Annotated in this window: 14 protein-coding genes, 1 pseudogene and 1 riboswitch; of the genes and pseudogenes, 10 read left to right on the top strand and 5 right to left on the bottom strand. The window is 45.6% G+C overall.

Annotation, left to right across the window (positions count from 1 at the left end; translation table 11 throughout):
• Positions 1–3: 3 nt before the first annotated feature.
• Positions 4–2,439 carry a DNA gyrase subunit A gene (gyrA, locus tag BP97_RS0107895; RefSeq protein WP_028548607.1) on the top strand — a complete coding sequence of 812 codons (2,436 nt, stop codon included), beginning with the start codon at positions 4–6 and terminating at the stop codon, positions 2,437–2,439.
• Here the strand turns inward: gyrA and BP97_RS40645 are convergent.
• The gene (locus BP97_RS40645) at positions 2,436–2,603 is read right to left on the bottom strand and encodes a hypothetical protein (RefSeq protein WP_197035427.1); all 168 of its coding nucleotides are present in this window, start codon (positions 2,601–2,603) and stop codon (positions 2,436–2,438) included. The genes gyrA and BP97_RS40645 overlap by 4 nt on opposite strands.
• Before the next feature lie 246 nt (positions 2,604–2,849).
• Between BP97_RS40645 and BP97_RS0107885 the strand changes: the two genes are divergently transcribed.
• From BP97_RS0107885 to BP97_RS0107870, 4 genes are all read left to right on the top strand, one after another.
• Positions 2,850–3,257 carry a MarR family winged helix-turn-helix transcriptional regulator gene (locus BP97_RS0107885; RefSeq protein ID WP_028548606.1) on the top strand — a complete coding sequence of 136 codons (408 nt, stop codon included), beginning with the start codon at positions 2,850–2,852 and terminating at the stop codon, positions 3,255–3,257.
• 39 nt (positions 3,258–3,296) lie between these two features.
• Positions 3,297–3,378, top strand: a riboswitch (ZMP/ZTP riboswitch).
• Positions 3,379–3,441: 63 nt separating this feature from the next.
• On the top strand, positions 3,442–4,281 hold the full coding sequence (locus BP97_RS0107880; RefSeq protein ID WP_028548605.1) for a bifunctional 5,10-methylenetetrahydrofolate dehydrogenase/5,10-methenyltetrahydrofolate cyclohydrolase: 840 nt from the start codon (positions 3,442–3,444) through the stop codon (positions 4,279–4,281).
• Between the two features lie 147 nt (positions 4,282–4,428).
• Positions 4,429–5,190 (top strand): ABC transporter ATP-binding protein, encoded by a 762-nt coding sequence (locus tag BP97_RS0107875; protein WP_028548604.1) that lies wholly within the window; start codon positions 4,429–4,431, stop codon positions 5,188–5,190.
• Positions 5,183–5,932, top strand: a complete 750-nt coding sequence (locus BP97_RS0107870) for an ABC transporter permease (RefSeq protein WP_028548603.1) — start codon at positions 5,183–5,185, stop codon at positions 5,930–5,932. Before BP97_RS0107875 ends, BP97_RS0107870 begins: the two co-directional genes overlap by 8 nt.
• Before the next feature lie 120 nt (positions 5,933–6,052).
• Here the strand turns inward: BP97_RS0107870 and BP97_RS35650 are convergent.
• The 4 genes and pseudogenes from BP97_RS35650 to BP97_RS0107850 all read right to left on the bottom strand — a co-directional run bounded on the left by BP97_RS35650 (position 6,053) and on the right by BP97_RS0107850 (position 9,838).
• Positions 6,053–6,818 (bottom strand): annotated as a pseudogene (locus BP97_RS35650) (SDR family oxidoreductase).
• A 194-nt stretch (positions 6,819–7,012) separates the two neighbouring features.
• The gene (locus BP97_RS0107860; protein WP_028548602.1) at positions 7,013–7,714 is read right to left on the bottom strand and encodes an RluA family pseudouridine synthase; all 702 of its coding nucleotides are present in this window, start codon (positions 7,712–7,714) and stop codon (positions 7,013–7,015) included.
• A 3-nt stretch (positions 7,715–7,717) separates the two neighbouring features.
• Positions 7,718–8,581 carry a class I SAM-dependent methyltransferase gene (locus tag BP97_RS0107855; RefSeq protein WP_028548601.1) on the bottom strand — a complete coding sequence of 288 codons (864 nt, stop codon included), beginning with the start codon at positions 8,579–8,581 and terminating at the stop codon, positions 7,718–7,720.
• A 126-nt stretch (positions 8,582–8,707) separates the two neighbouring features.
• Positions 8,708–9,838, bottom strand: a complete 1,131-nt coding sequence (locus BP97_RS0107850; protein ID WP_028548600.1) for a peptidylprolyl isomerase — start codon at positions 9,836–9,838, stop codon at positions 8,708–8,710.
• A 212-nt stretch (positions 9,839–10,050) separates the two neighbouring features.
• Here BP97_RS0107850 and glgB point away from each other — a divergent pair, with 212 nt between their 5' ends.
• The 5 genes from glgB to BP97_RS0107825 all read left to right on the top strand — a co-directional run bounded on the left by glgB (position 10,051) and on the right by BP97_RS0107825 (position 16,684).
• Positions 10,051–11,976, top strand: a complete 1,926-nt coding sequence (gene glgB / locus BP97_RS0107845) for a 1,4-alpha-glucan branching protein GlgB (RefSeq protein WP_028548599.1) — start codon at positions 10,051–10,053, stop codon at positions 11,974–11,976.
• A 5-nt stretch (positions 11,977–11,981) separates the two neighbouring features.
• Positions 11,982–13,145, top strand: a complete 1,164-nt coding sequence (locus tag BP97_RS0107840; protein ID WP_028548598.1) for a glucose-1-phosphate adenylyltransferase — start codon at positions 11,982–11,984, stop codon at positions 13,143–13,145.
• 15 nt (positions 13,146–13,160) lie between these two features.
• Entirely contained in the window at positions 13,161–14,261 is a 1,101-nt protein-coding gene (gene glgD, locus BP97_RS0107835) for a glucose-1-phosphate adenylyltransferase subunit GlgD (RefSeq protein WP_081823992.1), read from the top strand.
• A 62-nt stretch (positions 14,262–14,323) separates the two neighbouring features.
• Complete coding sequence (glgA, locus tag BP97_RS0107830; RefSeq protein ID WP_028548596.1) at positions 14,324–15,751, top strand: glycogen synthase GlgA; 1,428 nt, start codon at positions 14,324–14,326, stop codon at positions 15,749–15,751.
• 93 nt (positions 15,752–15,844) lie between these two features.
• Positions 15,845–16,684 (top strand): HAD hydrolase family protein, encoded by an 840-nt coding sequence (locus BP97_RS0107825; protein WP_028548595.1) that lies wholly within the window; start codon positions 15,845–15,847, stop codon positions 16,682–16,684.
• The last annotated feature ends 29 nt before the right edge of the window (positions 16,685–16,713 follow it).

The raw sequence follows: 16,713 nt of genomic DNA, 5'->3' as shown, positions 1-16,713 counted from the left end.
ATCGTGACGATATTGGAAAATTTTTTACCCGCATATTTGGAAGAAGTAGTTGGCGACCGATTCGGTCGCTACTCTAAATATATTATTCAGGACCGCGCGATTCCCGATGTGCGGGACGGCTTGAAGCCGGTACAACGCCGTATTTTGTATGCTATGTATGATTCCAGCAATACACCGGATAAACCGTACCGGAAGTCGGCTAAGACCGTCGGAGACGTGATGGGTAATTATCATCCTCACGGTGACGCACCAATCTACGAAGGTATGGTACGGATGGCACAGCATTGGAAAATGGGACATATGCTGGTCGACGGCCACGGTAACTGGGGCTCGATCGATGACGATCCTCCGGCTGCTATGCGTTACACCGAGGCCCGCCTATCGGAAATCGCGATGGAGTTATTGCGAGATATTGAGAAACGCACTGTGCTGTTCAAAGATAACTTCGATAATACAACCAAGGAGCCTGTGGTGCTCCCCGCACGTTATCCGAATCTACTCGTAAACGGGGTAAGCGGGATTTCATCCGGATTTGCAACGGAAATTCCTCCACACAACCTTCGTGAGGTAATCGACGCATGCATAGCGACCATGGATCGCCCTGACATCGAGCTTGAAGATCTGATGCAGATAATGAAAGGACCGGACTTCCCTACAGGCGGCATTATTATGGGCTCTGAAGGAATCCGTGAGGCATTTGGAACAGGTAAAGGCCGTATTTATCTTAGATCACGTACAGAGATTGAAACCATGCGTGGTGGGGTCCAACAGATCGTCATTACGGAAATCCCATATCAGGTGGTAAAATCTCGTCTAGTTACAGCAATGGAAAATATCCGTTTGGAGAAAAAGATCGAGGGCATCTCAGTCGTAAGAGACGAGAGCGGTCGGAATGGTCTGCGTATCGTTGTGGAATTGAAGAAAGACGCGGATGCTCAGGGCATCTTAGCTTACTTATTCAAGAAGACCGATCTGCAGGTTACTTATAATTTCAATATGGTAGCCATTGTTAATAAAACGCCGAAACAAATGGGTGTAATGGAAATTCTGAAGGCGTACATCGAGCATCAGAAGGAAGTCGTTACCCACCGCTCCCAATATGAGCTTGACAAGGCAGAGGACAGGGCCCATGTGCTCGAAGGCCTGGCAAAGGCACTGAATATATTGGATGAAGTTATCGCTGCGATTAAAGCATCCAAAAACCGCCAAGACGCTCAAAACAATTTGGTGGCACAGTTTGGTTTTACGGAGCGTCAAGCTGATTCAATTCTAACCTTGCAGCTGTATCGTTTGACGAATCTGGAGATTCATTCCATCGAGAAGGAATTGAAGGATGTCCAAAAGACAATCGCGTATTTGCGCGGCATCTTAGGCAGCGAGAAGAAGCTAATGACAGTCATCAAAGAAGAGATGACTGAAATTCGTAATAAATACGGCATTAATCGCCGTTCGGATATTCAAAATGAGGTAGAAGAACTGAAGGTCAACCTCGAAGTCATGGTTTCAGCGGAGGACGTATTTGTAACCTTGTCCAATGAGGGTTACATTAAACGGACAAGCAAGCTTTCTTTTACCCGCTCAGGTGGAGAATTGGAGAAAACGGGCTTGAAGGAAGGCGATTATGTACGTCACCTTCTTGAAGTGAATACGCTGGACAATCTGCTTATTTTCACTCAAAAAGGCCAGTACTACTTGCTGCCGGTTCATCAGGTTCCAGAATACAAGTGGAAAGAAAACGGAACGGCTATCGTTAACGTCATTCCTACTCCTAAAGAGGACCGAATTGTCAATGTCATTCCGGTGCGCGACTTTGAAGAGCCGGGTAAATCACTTGTCTTTATCAGCAAAAGAGGGCAAGTGAAGCGTACGGAGCTGAAGGATTACATGACCAATCGCTCTATTGGTATTGTAGCGAGCAAGGTTGGAGAGAATGATGCCATTCTTGATGTTCGACTCAGTACGAATGATAAAGACATCATGCTTGTGACTAAGCAGGGAATGTCCATAAGGTTCCGGGAGGATGAAGTGAACCCGATGGGACGCGCCGCAGCCGGGGTTCGCGGAATTCAGTTAAAGGATGATGATGAAGTCATCAGCGCTGAGTGGATTGATGGGGAAGAGGGCGAATTGCTCGTCGTCACCGATCTGGGATACGCCAAGCGTTCACTGATTTTGGATTATCCGGTTCAAGGCAGGGGCGGTAAAGGAATCATTACGTTTGAATTCAAGGATGGAAAACGAGTCAAGCCTAACGGTTCAGCACTGGTGAAAGCTTATGCCGTAAAAGAGGAAGTACTTCTTACCGCTGTTCTACAAAGCGGCGAACGGATGTCCTTCTCATCGGAAAACACACCGATTGAACAGCGTAAATCAACCGGAAAACAAGCGGTGTCTATAACCAAAACGGATCTGATTGTGGACCTCCTTAAAGTCGATTAATCGTAGCTGCTATACTCGGAATCCAATCGCTCCATACATTTCAATATAAGCTCCAGTACGACCCACACTGGCATTGGCTCATCCAATTTCTCAAGCCATTGTGGGTCGTTAATTATTCCTTTTTGTAGTGCTTTTTCCCCGATCAACTGTTTCCAAGCCTCCATCTGGTATCACTCCTCCACATGAAATGACAAGCTCCGCTTATAGTGAAAAGCCCATGTAGCAATATATGTTGAATAGGGTCTAATGTTACTGATTTTTATCGTTTAATGTCTTAAAGTATTTATGCTGTTAACCTTTAAACCATACGAAGACAATGGTATAATAAGGATGCAGCAAGAGAAGAATCGGATGATTCATAGCAGAGTATTCAGCAAATAAAAGTATAGTAGATGCAGGAGTGATGATCAGTGATTACTCAGGAATTTGCTAAGTTATGGTGGAAGCTGTCCAAGGATTTGCGCAGCCACATGGAAACCGAGCTATCTCCTACACTGACGGAAGGGCAATTAACGGTGCTTGAGCTTTTGGCAGGTCATGATAAGATGAAACCGTCAGATTTCATTGAATTTTTGGATACTACACCGGCAGCCATTACGACCTTGTTGGACCGGATGGAAAAGGCCGGATTAATATCCAGAGAACGTGACGGCAAGGATAGACGAATCGTTTGGGTGCAAGTGACTGAAAAAGGTAAAGAAGAATGTGCAAGAGGTGTTGTCATTCGTGAACGCTTTCTTCAAAACTACTTAAGTCGTATTTCCGCTCATAATCAACAGCTCCTCGTTTATTTGTTAGGTAAAGTTGCAAACGCCTAGTTGCTTAATAGTGAATAAAAGTATATGATGTATGTAACTTAAACTATGTGTAACTGGCGGAACATGGGGAACCATGAGGGAGCACATAGGATGTTTTTGGCCGTACGCCTGGGCAAAGGTAAGAGGGATTCTCTCCTCTTGCCTTTTTGCGTTTTATTCTAAAAAATGAAAGGATGAGCGGCAAATGAGTATGATTTTGGATGGAGCAAGTGTAGCAACTAGCATCAAGGAGCAGTTGGAGACAAGAATTCAAAGTTTAAAAGATATTGGCGTAACCCCCTGTCTAGCTACGATTCTAGTCGGAGACGATCCTTCATCGGAGACGTATGTGCGAATGAAAGGAAATGCTTGTAGAAGATTAGGGATGGAATCTAGGCGTATTCATCTTGAGGAAAGTACTTCAACGGAGCAGTTAATTGATGAGATCCGTAAACTGAACGAAGACGGTACGGTTCACGGGATTTTGCTCCAGCATCCAGTGCCACATCATATTGATGAACGGGCCGCTTTCGAGGCAATTAGTATCGATAAGGATGTAGATGGCGTAACAACTCTAGGATTTGCACAAACGGCTTTCGGTTTTGGATTATATCCTTCCTGCACACCGGCTGCGATAATGGCTATCCTAGATGCTTACAACCTTCAAATCGAAGGTAAACATGCCGTTGTTATTGGTCGGAGTCCTATTCTGGGCAAACCGGTATCGTTAATGCTTCTTAACCGAAATGCTACGGTGACGATATGCCATTCGAAGACGAACCAGTTGGATGAAATTGTAAGATCGGCAGATATCGTAGTTGCTGCTGTGGGCAAACCGAAATTCGTTCAAGGTGACTGGATTAAACCCGGTGCAATTGTAATGGACGCAGGCTATAACAAAGGAAATGTGGGTGACGTCGATTATGATGCCTGCTTGAATAAAGCAGGAGCAATTACTCCAGTACCCGCAGGGGTCGGCCCTGTAACCATTGCTACGCTGCTTAAGCACACCGTGGACGCGGCGGAGAGATTATCAATCAAATAGAGTTGTTGAGAAGACCGTACGGGATCGAATTCCTGAACGGTCTTTGGTTTTTCTATGGTGTCCCTATGCTAAACTCGAAGGAAAAAGTTATAATGAAATGTACGAAATGGAACGTTAGGATATAACAGCTTTAGAAAGGAGCAGCAATTGAAGGAATTTTCCGCATTGGAGATCAATGGATTAAGAAAAAACATTCTGCAGCAGGACGAATGGAAGTGTTTATTTTCAGGAGTGACTGCCCGTTTAACTGAGCCTTCGATTATTGCACTATTGGGGTTATCAGGCCAAGGTAAAAGCACGCTGCTGCGAATCATTGGCATGCTCGATGCTGCAGACGAGGGGACGATTCAATACGAAGGACGCTTGGCTTCGGAATGGAGCCCACAGGCTTGGCGTAAGAAGGTTTGCTATGTTGCTCAGCATGCGGTGATGCTGGAAGGCTCGGTAGAGCATAATTTACAGACGGTTAGCCTTCTGCATCGCACACCCTTTAATGAATCGCTTGCAGCCGAATTACTTCGCGATGTCGGATTGGACTACTTGGATTGGAACAAGAAAGCGTCAGATTTATCCGGGGGTGAGAAGCAGAGGCTAGCCTTAGTCCGTTCGTTGCTGATGAAACCGCAAATTTTACTGCTGGACGAGATTACCGCTTCCCTTGATTTGCAGAGCAAACAATCTGTCGAACAGCTTCTGAAACTGTGGCATAGTAAAGAAGGAACCTCTATGATTTGGGTAACACATGATTTGGAGCAAGCTCGCTATACTAGTCAACGCATCTGGTTCATGGCGAACCATACTTTGTTGGAAGACAGATCGACAAAGGACTTTTTTGAAAGGCCGGATTCGGAGATAGGGCGGCAGTTTTTACAAGTTTCGAAGGGTGATGAAGGAGTCAGCGATGAATAATGTTGCGTTAAGTTTTACCCTTGTATTTATTGTTATTACAATCCTTGTTTCAATGTGGCAAAAGCTTGGCTTGGGCAAAGATATCGCAATTGGAACCGTTCGTTCAGCTGTTCAATTATTACTGATAGGCTACGTGCTGCAGTTCGTGTTTAATGCTCAACATACCGCATTTTTAATTCTTATCTTATGTATGATGATCGGTGTAGCTTCTTGGAATGCAGGTGCGAGAGGCAAAGGGTTGTCCGGTATTCGATGGCGTATCGCTCTAGCGATCACAACGACGGAAGGTATGACAATGGGGCTTTTGCTAGGATTGGGTATTATTGAAAAGACTCCTCAATATATTATTCCTATGAGCGGAATCACAATAGGTAGTGCTATGGTAGTTTCCGGTCTATTTATTAACCAGATGAAGCGAGAGGTTCAGGCTTCTAAGGGAGAAATTGAAGTGCTTCTATCTCTAGGAGCCACTTCACGGCAGGCCATTCATGAGCCGTTGAAGCGATCTGTCAAATCCAGTATGATCCCTACCATTGACGGAATGAAAACAGTAGGTCTGGTACAGCTGCCTGGGATGATGACCGGTATGATTGTCGCAGGCGCCAATCCGGTAGAAGCTGTAAAATATCAAATTCTCATTATGTTCACTTTAGTATCATCGGCTGCACTAACCAGCATTATATTAAGTCTGCTAAGCTATAAACTATGGTTTACCAAAGATGATAGACTCCGTTCCCTCTAAGCAGTGGAAATACCGCGTCCGTTATCCAGGGGATATCGAACACGGTGATTGAGGCTAATTCATCTGGAGAATCGAAGGAACTGCAGTCAATCAAAGTATAATACGGTTATTGCCGATTAATTATAGATGAGATCCGCCGCTTGCATCAATCAACTGGCCTGTTACCCAGCGACTGTCGGATGAAGCAAGGAAGGTTGCAATATCGGCTACATCTTCTGGCTGTCCCCACCTATTGAAGGTAGAAAGCCCAGCAGCGAATAATCGTCCATCAGGATCTTGTAAAGTGGACGTATTCATCTCGGTATCAATAATCCCTGGTAAGATAGCATTTACCGTAATTTTGCGTGTCCCTAGATGTTGAGCCAAGACATAGGTAAGTGTATTGATGGCGCCCTTAGATATGCTGTATCCGAACACATTAGGGAGGGCGATTCTTGTAACTGCTGATGAGATATTGATGATTCGACCCTCATCTTTTAAACGAGGTAAAGCTTGCTGTATGATAAAAAGTGGTGCTTTCACATGGAAGGCTCATGACTTCGTCAAAAGATTGTTCTGTCGTCTCTTCTATGGTTGCATATTGCCCGATTCCGGCATTGTTAACCAGAATATCAAATCGATTATCGCCTGTACGTTTCTGGAGGACTTCATCCAATGAAGCAAACAAAGCATGAATGTCGTTAAGTTCGTTTAGGTTAGCACATATGGAAAATGCAGAACCACCGCTTAGCTGAATCTCTTGAACTACTTCTTCTGCTTCTTGTTTTCTATTACCATAGTGTACGGCAACTAATGCCCCTTCACGTGCCAGACCTAAAGCTATACTGCGACCGATCCCACGGCTAGCACCGGTGATTAATGCAATTTTACCTTTTAATTTACTCATACCCTCATCTCCTTATGTGGAATTCATGTTAGTTATAACACATGGGTATGATTGAAATCTTGCTCTCTCATTCGTCGGAAGTATTCCAACTTAAACTCCTCCGAGGAATACCCATCTAACTATAGAGCAAATTATCTCGAAGAAACTGGTTTCTCAATAAACTAAGGACCTGGCCAAATGGCCAGGTCCTTAGTTTATTTGAATCTATCGTTCCAGAGAAACCACGGGTAAGCCTTAGGAGGCTGAGAGTGGAAGCTTAGCGTTTCCTTTGTCGTAGGATGTTCGAAGCTGAGCTCCGTTGACCAAAGAGCGATTTGCTGTCCCGGCTTGGTCAAGTGAGCTCCATAACGTTGGTCTCCTACCAGGGGACATCCGATAGTAGAGAATTGCACCCGAATCTGGTGCGGCCGACCGGTATGCAGCTCAACTCGAACTAGAGAGAGACCTTCGATATGATCGATGACCTGATAGTCCAGCACTGCTTCTTTAGACCCGGCTTTGTTTGGAGGAACTACGGAAACCATGTTGGTTTTGGAGTCTTTCAGCAAGTAGTGGGTCAAAGTTCCTTGAGGCTGCTTCGGTTTGCCGTTCACAACGGCTGTATAAATTTTGCGTATGGAACGAGTGCGAACCGCGTCGGAAAGACGGGAAGCAGCTTTTGAGGTTTTTGCGAACACCATTACGCCACCCACAGGCCGATCCAATCGATGCACGAGTCCCAAGTAAACATTGCCCGGCTTTTGGTGCCTATGCTTTAAGTCCTGCTTGATCATCGTCAGCAGATCCGGATCGTGAGAATCGTCTTCTTGTGTTGGAACGTTTACCGGCTTGACAACGACAATGACATGATTGTCCTCATATAATACGGGAATGGAAGGAAGAGAGGCTTGCGCCATCTGTTATGCCTCCCAACGTCCCAAAATGCCGCAAGGGAGCATTAGCTTCGAAGTGGTAATCGGCAGGCCGATTTCACCGCAGGTAATATTTCCACCGTACGATCTACCCATGGACATGGCCAAAATATTTTTCAAAACCGTAGCTGAAATGCCTGTTGTATAGGAATTGATAAGCATGAATAACGGTTTGTCCGACATAATTTGCATGCAGGACTCGACAAATGGGTACAGGTTGGTCTCAAGCTTCCAGGTTTCCCCGTTCGGACCGCGGCCATAGGACGGAGGGTCCATAATGATAGCGTCGTACTTACTGCCACGGCGCTGTTCACGTTGTACGAACTTAAAGACATCATCCGTAATAAAACGAACAGGGCGCTCACCAAGTCCGGACAGCTGCAAGTTTTCTTTGGCCCATTGAACTACGCCTTTCGATGCATCAACATGACATACTTCTGCTCCTGCATAAGCGCAGGCTACACTTGCGCCTCCAGTATAGGCAAAAAGATTCAGGACGCGAATTTTACGGCCTGATCCTTGAATTTTATCGATCATCCATCTCCAGTTCGCTGCTTGCTCCGGGAATAGGCCGGTGTGCTTAAAGCTGGTAGGCTTGATATGAAACGACAATTTATCGTAGGAGATAGTCCAGCGTTCAGGTAAATCCCGTTTATTTTCCCATTGGCCGCCGCCGCTGGAGCTTCTATGGTAGTGGGCATCGGCATTTCGCCATTGGCCTGTCTCCTTGCCAATCGGCCAAATGATTTGCGGGTCTGGCCGCCGAAGCACAATGCTTCCCCAACGCTCCAATTTCTCCCCGTCGCCCGTATCGATTAATTCATAATCTTTCCAATCGTGTGCTGCAAACATGACGTTACCTTCCTTCTCTGGTTTTACCTTTGTATATCTATTGATCCTACCACATTTTACACTAATTGCTTACACAATGCCATGCGAAAAGACCGGGGAAGGGCCCCGGTCTTGGTGTACGTTAGTTTATTTTGGTAAATCCACTTTTTCGATCAGGGCTGGAAGCTCCTTAGTCATAAATTGGTTGTAATTTGAATTAATCAAATTATTTTTTAGTGTCTCCTTGAGTTCTTCATCCTCGTAAGGAATAAAGCTTCTCGACTCAACACGAATAATATGGTAGCCGTATTCGGTTTCTACTGGATCGCTTACTTTATTAAGCTCCAGAGAAATCGTCGCTTTCTTGAATGCATCCGTCCATTTAACAACAGGTTCGTTGGTATACAAACCGCCGTTCTTATTAGAACCAGGATCTTCTGAGTATTGCTTGGCCAATGCGGCAAAATCCTCGCCGTTTTTCAGCTTATCCTGCACTTCTTTGACTTTTTGATCGATTGCATCTTTGGAGCGTGCCTGCCCTTTGTCATCTTCTTTCATGATTAGAATATGTCGAACCGATGCTGTGATTACATTTTCATCATTGCTGCTTACTTTTTGGTCATAGTCCGCTTTGATAGAAGCTTCGTCGGCAGTCGATTCCAGCCACATTTGGGTTGCCACAACGCCTTGCACATAATCCCGGATATCCGTCTCGGTAATTCCTTGCTTGCTCATTTCTGCTGCGTGGGCCTTCAAAAACGCTTGTGCTTCGGTAATTTGACCCTCTGCGGATTCGACGGTTGAAGCGCGTAGGTCATTGCTCAATTTGCTGTTGATGATGCGAAATGCGATAATTTGGTTAATAACATATTGTTTGAATGCATTGTCATTATCTTTGGCGGCATATTCTTGGTTCGTCATACGCAGAATGGCTGCAAATTTCTCGTAATCGCCACGGGTCACTTGACCGCCTTCATAAGTAGCTACGACGCCAGCCATATCCACCTTTTTGCCGATCCATGCTGTTTGGGTGTCGTTGTCCCATTGAACTTCCTTACCAAGAGCTTCACTTACGAAGCGAAGTGGAACGTAGGTGGTCCCGTTATAGATAAACCCTTGACCTTGTTCTTCGGTCGGAGTTTTCACGATTCCGTCAAACATATATTTGATATTTTGAAAATATACTTCAATTTGTGTTCCACTGGCATACGCGACCGATCCGGTCAGCATGACGCCAAGGGATAGTCCGAGCACAAGGCCTTTCAATTTGTCATTCATTGGGGTAGTTCATCCTCTCTTCTTCTGAATCCATGTTTTAGTCCAGTACAATTTATTCAAGCTAAAAAGGCAATCTCCTGCCTGACGCTAAAAAATATGCATGTTTTCAGAATTGCTGTAGAATTTGGAAATTACACAAAGGAATTTGCAGCCCGATGTAGTATTTGATTATTAGAGGCCGCAAAATTGAACAAAAAGGGGATGTATGACCTATGATGAGCGTAATCCCCGGTCCGGAAGATCTTTACCTGTTTCACGAGGGAAGCTTATTCCGCAGTTACCGGGTGCTGGGAGCGCATTTTACGGAACATGAAGGCACCCTTGGCGTTCGGTTTACCGTCTGGGCACCGCATGCCCGTGAAATCCGAGTTATTGGGGATTTTAACTTTTGGAACGGAAGCAATCACGTACTCCAGAAGGTTAGCACCTGGGGAGTATGGAGCTTGTTTGTTCCAGGGGTCCGGGAAGGCGAGTACTACAAGTACGAAATCGTAACGGCACAAGGAACATTGGTATGGAAGGCAGATCCTTATGCTTTTTATTCCGAGTTGAAGCCGGGCACGGCATCACGAGTGACTTCGCTTGAGGGCTACGAATGGCAAGACCAGGAGTGGCAGCAAAAACAGCAAAAGCCGTACACAAGTCCGATGAACATTTATGAGGTTCATATGGGCACTTGGAAAAAGAAGCCCGAGGATCAGTACTACACTTACCGTGAGCTAGCCGACGAATTGGTTGACTATGTAGTGCATATGGGATACACCCATATCGAGCTGCTGCCTTTATCCGAGCATCCGTATGACCGCTCATGGGGATATCAGGCGACCGGGTATTATTCGGTTACTAGCCGTTTCGGAACACCGAAGGACTTCATGTATTTTGTGGACCGATGCCACCAGTTCGGTATTGGAGTTATTATGGATTGGGTTCCTGGTCATTTTGTTAAGGATGATCATGGACTTCGCCATTTTGACGGACAACCGCTGTACGAGCATAAAGATCCTGCCCGAGCGGAGAAACCGCAGTGGGGGACGATGGCATTTGACTTCTCTAAGCCGGAGGTCGTCAGCTTTCTAATCTCCAATGCGTTGTTCTGGATGGATATGTTTCATATTGACGGGCTGCGTGTTGATGCGGTAGCCAGCCTCTTGTATTTGAATTTTGGGAAGCCGCGCGAACAATGGATTACTAACGAGCAGGGCGGGGACGAAAACCTGGATGCGATCGCTTTTTTGAAAAAGCTAAATCAAACGGTGTTCTCTCACTACCCAAACGCGCTCATGATGGCCGAGGATTCCAGCGATTGGCCGCTAGTCACTGCACCTGTTCATGACGGAGGTCTTGGATTTAACTACAAATGGAATATGGGCTGGATGAACGATATGCTTCGTTATATGGAGACCGACCCGTATTTCCGTAAAGGCAAGCATAACCTGCTTACTTTTTCGTTTATGTACACTTACTCCGAAAATTATGTGCTCCCTCTGTCGCACGACGAGGTGGTTCATGGCAAAAAATCTCTTCTCAACAAGATGCCGGGTGATTACTGGCAAAAATTCGCTAACTTAAGGGTGCTGTACGGATACATGATGGCACATCCTGGGAAAAAGCTGCTTTTCATGGGCGGCGAGTTTGGTCAGTTCGATGAGTGGAAGGATCTCGAGGATTTGGATTGGGAGATGCTCACCTATGACAGCCACCGCAGCATGCATCAATACGTCCACGATTTAAACCACCTTTATTTACAAGAAAAAGCACTATGGGAGCTGGACCATCGGACCGAAGGCTTTACTTGGATTGATCCGCATGACCGCAACCAAAGCATCGTCACTTTTATCAGACAATCAAACGACCCAGATGATTTCTTAATCGCAGTATGTAACTTTACACCGGTAACTCACGCCCGATACCGAATCGGCGTTCCGTATGCAGGAGAATATAGGGAACTGTTTAATAGTGATACCCCTGTCTATGGCGGGTCCGGACAGTTGAATACGGGCAAGCTGAAAACCGATAAGGTTGTATGGCATTCTCAGCCGTTCAGTTTGCATATTACAATTCCACCGTTATCAACAGTCTTTATAGAGCCTGTAAAGATTCGACGTAAAGCAACAGCGGGTAAAAGAGAAAGGGGATAGGTTGGATGCGAAAAAAAGAGTGTGTGGCCATGCTGCTTGCAGGGGGGGAAGGGCGGCGTTTAGGCGTATTGACCAATAAATTGGCAAAGCCTGCTGTTCATTTTGGAGGGAAGTACCGTATTATCGATTTTACACTTAGTAACTGCACGAATTCAGGGATTGACACCGTAGGTGTTCTTACACAATATCAACCTTTGGTTTTAAATACATATATCGGCATTGGGACTCCTTGGGACTTAGACCGTAAGAATGGCGGCGTCACCGTACTGCCTCCTTATATGGAGCAGCAGGGAGGGGATTGGTATAAAGGGACAGCTAACGCGATCTACCGCAATATATCGTTTATCGAGCAGTACGATCCGGAGTATGTTCTTGTCATTTCGGGTGATCACATCTACAAGATGGATTACGATCTGATGCTTGATTTTCATAAGCAAAAGGGAGCCGATGCGACGATTGCCGTCATTGAGGTCAAATGGGAAGAAGCGAGTCGTTTCGGCATTATGAGTACGGATGACGAAGAACGAATCGTGGAATTTGCAGAAAAACCGAAAGAGCCTAAGAGCAATCTGGCTTCCATGGGCATTTACATATTCAACTGGCAGGTGCTCAAAACCTATTTGAGCATGGACGAAACCAATCCGGATTCAAGCAAAGACTTCGGCAAAGATGTCATTCCGCTTATGCTGCGTGAAAAACTAAATCTGTTCGCGTATCCATTCGAAGGCTACTGGAAAGACGTTGGTACGATTGAAAGCCTGTGGGAAGCCAATATGGATTTATTGGAAAATGAACCGCAATTCAATCTCAATGACCGCGAATGGCGCATTTATTCGGTAAACCCGTGCCACCCCGGTCAATACATAGCTCCAACAGCACAAATACACCGCAGTTTGGTTAATGAGGGCTGCAGTGTGTTCGGAGAAGTGGACCATTCCGTCTTGTTTTACGGCGTACAGGTCGGAGAAGGAAGTTTTATTAAAGATTCCGTGATTATGCCGAATGTACGCATCGGGAACAACGTAAAAATATACAAAGCTATTATCGGTGAAGGTACTGTAATTGAGGATGGCTGCGTGATTGGCGAGCCTGACGAGCAATCCAATATTGTTTTGATCGGTGGTAATGAGATTATCAATATGGCAGCGATGGCCAACTTGAAAGGGTGAGTTCTTATGAAGCGTATGATGGGCGTTATCAATCTGGTGAACGAGCCGGACGATCTGGAAGAACTGACCTATTCCCGCTGCGTGGCCTCGGTGCCGTTCGGCGCGAGATACCGATTGATAGATTTTACTTTATCGAATATGGTGAATTCCGGTATTGAAAATGTCGCTGTCTTTACTCAGCATAAATTTCGTTCCTTAATGGATCATCTTGGCTCTGGGAAGGAATGGGATCTGGATCGTAAACGTGGCGGGCTTTTTCTGCTGCCAGCGATTCTTCATGAAACAACGGGAATGGCGCGCGGCGATTTATTCCAATTTTATAGCCATCGGGATTACTTCTACCGTGCTCGGGAAGAGTTTGTTGTCATTTCTCGGAGCCATATCGTGTGTAACATTGATTTGAACGACGTATTAGATCAACATCTGGAGAACAATGCCGATATTACAGTCGTTTATAAGCAGGCGGATGATGAGGAATTCGCTAAGTTTCGCCGGCTAGCTGTCAAGGAAGACGGTCGAGTCACCGTTATGGAGGATCACTCGGGACGATTGCGCAATGACAACATTTCGATGGAAATGTATGTGATGAGCAAGGAGCTGCTGCTGGATATGGTGGAATCCTGCTTGGCGCAAGGATACGATCATTTGGTAAGAGACGGTATTATGAAAAATATCGATAAGCTCAGCGTCTACGGGTATATGCACAGTGGGCATACTGGCGTAGTGAATACGATACAAAGCTATTACAAACACAGCATGCAGCTGTTGAATCCGAAGATTTGGCGCGAGCTGTTCTTCCAGAAAAACCTAATCTACACCAAGGTTAAGGATGAGCCTCCTGCCCGATATGCTGAAAACGCGCACGCGCGAAATGCTCTAATAGCCAATGGCTGCACGATTGAAGGCAAGGTCGAGAACAGCATCTTGTTCCGAGGGGTTAAGATCCGTAAAGGAGCTTACGTGAAGAACAGCATTATTTTGCAAAACTGCGAAATTGAAGAAAACGTCATAATTGAGAATGCTATCCTTGATAAAGATGTGTTCATCAGTCGAGGTCGAGTACTGACAGGAGACAAACAAGCACCGTTTATTGCTTCCAAGACCAAAGTAATATAAAAAAATAGCGTGTTGGAAATGACTTTCTAGCACGCAAAATAATAAAGGAGTGGTAGGAAGCCATGAAAGTGTTATTCGCCGCGTCGGAAGCCGTACCTTTTGCCAAAACGGGAGGCTTGGCCGATGTAATCGGATCATTACCGAAGGAGCTGGCCAAGCAGGGGATTGACGTTAGAGTTATACTGCCGAAGTATGAGGACATCCCGGAGACTTATACCCAAGCTATGGAGACTGTCGCTACCTTCACATTGCAAATGGGTTGGAGAGAGCTGTATTGTGGTATTACGAAGTTGGAGCATGAGGGTATTATCTTTTATTTCGTAGATAACGAGTTTTATTATAATCGTCGGGGCTGCTATGGATATGGGGACGATGCTGAACGCTATGCTTTCTTCTGCCGGGCGGTACTGGATTCAATGCAGCACATCGACTTCATTCCCGATATTATCCACTGCCATGATTGGCAAGCTGGTATGATACCTGTGTTGTACCGGGCTCACTTCAGCTATCAGCCTGAATATGCGCATATTAAAACTGTAATGACGATTCACAATTTGAAATATCAGGGAGTCTTCGCCAAAGAGCAATTCAAAGATTTCTTCGCTTTGGGAGACGAGCATTTTTCGGGGTATGCACTTGAGCAATACGGCGGAGCCAGCTTTATGAAAGGTGGCTTGCTGTATTCTGATTTTATAACAACGGTAAGTCCGACTTATGCGCAGGAAATACAGACTCCCTTTTACGGGGAGTATCTGGATAGCCTGATGCGAAGCCAAAGTGAACGACTCCTCGGTATCGTTAACGGTATTGATTACGAGGAATTTGATCCAATGAATGACCCTCATCTTGAAGTCAATTACAGAGATTCCATACCCAAAAAGCAATTGAACAAAGTCAAGCTTCAGGAAAAACTAGGCCTTCCGGTTAATAAGGACGTACCTTTGGTAGCGCTCGTAACTAGACTCGTGGATCAGAAGGGGCTTGCATTAATGGATCGGGTCATTGAAGAATTAATAAGACTCGATGCGCAGTGGGTCATTCTTGGCACAGGAGAACATCGTTTTGAACAGTTGTTCCGTTGGGCGGCAGACCGTTATCCGGACAAGCTGTCGGCGAACATTACGTTCAATGAAGGATTGGCGCGCCAAATTTATGCAGGTTCTGACCTGTTCCTAATGCCTTCTCAGTTTGAGCCATGCGGCATCGGACAGCTTATAGCCATGCGTTACCGGTCAGTTCCAATCGTTCGTGAAACCGGTGGACTGAAGGACACAGTGCAGCCTTATAACGAAACTACCGGTGAAGGAACGGGCTTCAGCTTTGCACATTACAATGCGCATGACATGCTGTATACCGTGGAACGAGCCGTGAATTTGTATCACGATGAGGAGGCCTGGAACAAGATTATGGCCAATATTAAGAAGAAAGATTTCAGCTGGCGCAAATCCGCGCAACAGTACGCTGCTTTGTATGGACAGCTGGTCAATTAGTGCTTGACTTAATATTTTATTGAACGATAATAAACCAACGTCTTATAGGCGTTGGTTTATGTTTTCATATGCATTCAGAAGAGGGGATCCTGATTGAAAACTCATTATGTTGTAACCGATTTGGACGGCACGCTGCTTCGTTCGGATGCCATACTATCGCCTTTTGCCAAGGAGGCCGTCAATAAAGCGTTGGATCAAGGCATCGTCATGAGCTATGCCACAGCCCGAAGCTACAAGAGCTCTACCGTCGTTGTCGGAGATGTTAAATGGAAGTATCCGATGGTTCTTTACAATGGAGCACTCTTATTCGATCCAATCGAGATGAAAAAGCTGGACGGAGCCTTTCTTTCAGCACTGCTCACCGATCAAGTTATACGCTTAGGCAAGACATTTGGATTAAGTCCTTTATGGTTTGCTCTGGATGACCACAACGAGGAACGAGTTCTACATGAACCTCTCCAACGGAAAGGCGAACTGCAGTTTGTTGCCAGCCGACCCAATGACACTCGTTTTCGCGAGCTCCCAGAGCTAATCTATTCTGATCAGTATCAGACGTTGATCCTTACCTACATAGGCCCTAAAGAAGAACTGGAGCCCTTAGAGAAGGCAATACGTAATCAATTTAACGATGCCGTACATTTGCATTTCATGCCGGACAACTACATTGCAGACCACTATTTTCTGGAAGTAAGCCATCCAAAAGCAAATAAACGGGATGGGCTGCTAATGTGGGCGAAACATATGAGCTGTTCGCCAGAGGATATCGTCGTTTTTGGGGATAATCTGAACGATATTGGTTTATTTGAAGCAGCAGGCACGAAAATAGCGGTTGCCAATGCCCAACCTGAGCTTAAAGCGATGGCGGATAGGACCATAGAATCGAACTCGGAAGATGGAGTAGCCAAGTACGTGCTGGGATTGCTTGAGGCATAGCAAGACCCCGATCATTCGGAAGGGTGTTG

Origin of the sequence: Paenibacillus sp. UNC451MF, assembly GCF_000686845.1 — a bacterium.
Classification (GTDB): Bacteria; Bacillota; Bacilli; order Paenibacillales; family NBRC-103111; genus Paenibacillus_S.
Note: the sequence above shows the minus strand (reverse complement) of the source record. Positions and strands in the feature narration are given on the sequence as shown.

Coding starts and splice junctions, on each gene's coding strand:
- glgD (WP_081823992.1), top strand. CDS start 13,161: ATGATGGGCGTTATCAATCTGGTGAACGAGCCGGACGATCTGGAAGAA.
- BP97_RS0107860 (WP_028548602.1), bottom strand. CDS start 7,714: ATGGCGCAAGCCTCTCTTCCTTCCATTCCCGTATTATATGAGGACAAT.
- glgA (WP_028548596.1), top strand. CDS start 14,324: ATGAAAGTGTTATTCGCCGCGTCGGAAGCCGTACCTTTTGCCAAAACG.
- BP97_RS0107870 (WP_028548603.1), top strand. CDS start 5,183: ATGAATAATGTTGCGTTAAGTTTTACCCTTGTATTTATTGTTATTACA.
- glgB (WP_028548599.1), top strand. CDS start 10,051: ATGATGAGCGTAATCCCCGGTCCGGAAGATCTTTACCTGTTTCACGAG.
- BP97_RS0107880 (WP_028548605.1), top strand. CDS start 3,442: ATGAGTATGATTTTGGATGGAGCAAGTGTAGCAACTAGCATCAAGGAG.
- BP97_RS0107855 (WP_028548601.1), bottom strand. CDS start 8,581: ATGTTTGCAGCACACGATTGGAAAGATTATGAATTAATCGATACGGGC.
- BP97_RS40645 (WP_197035427.1), bottom strand. CDS start 2,603: ATGGAGGCTTGGAAACAGTTGATCGGGGAAAAAGCACTACAAAAAGGA.
- BP97_RS0107850 (WP_028548600.1), bottom strand. CDS start 9,838: ATGAATGACAAATTGAAAGGCCTTGTGCTCGGACTATCCCTTGGCGTC.
- BP97_RS0107840 (WP_028548598.1), top strand. CDS start 11,982: ATGCGAAAAAAAGAGTGTGTGGCCATGCTGCTTGCAGGGGGGGAAGGG.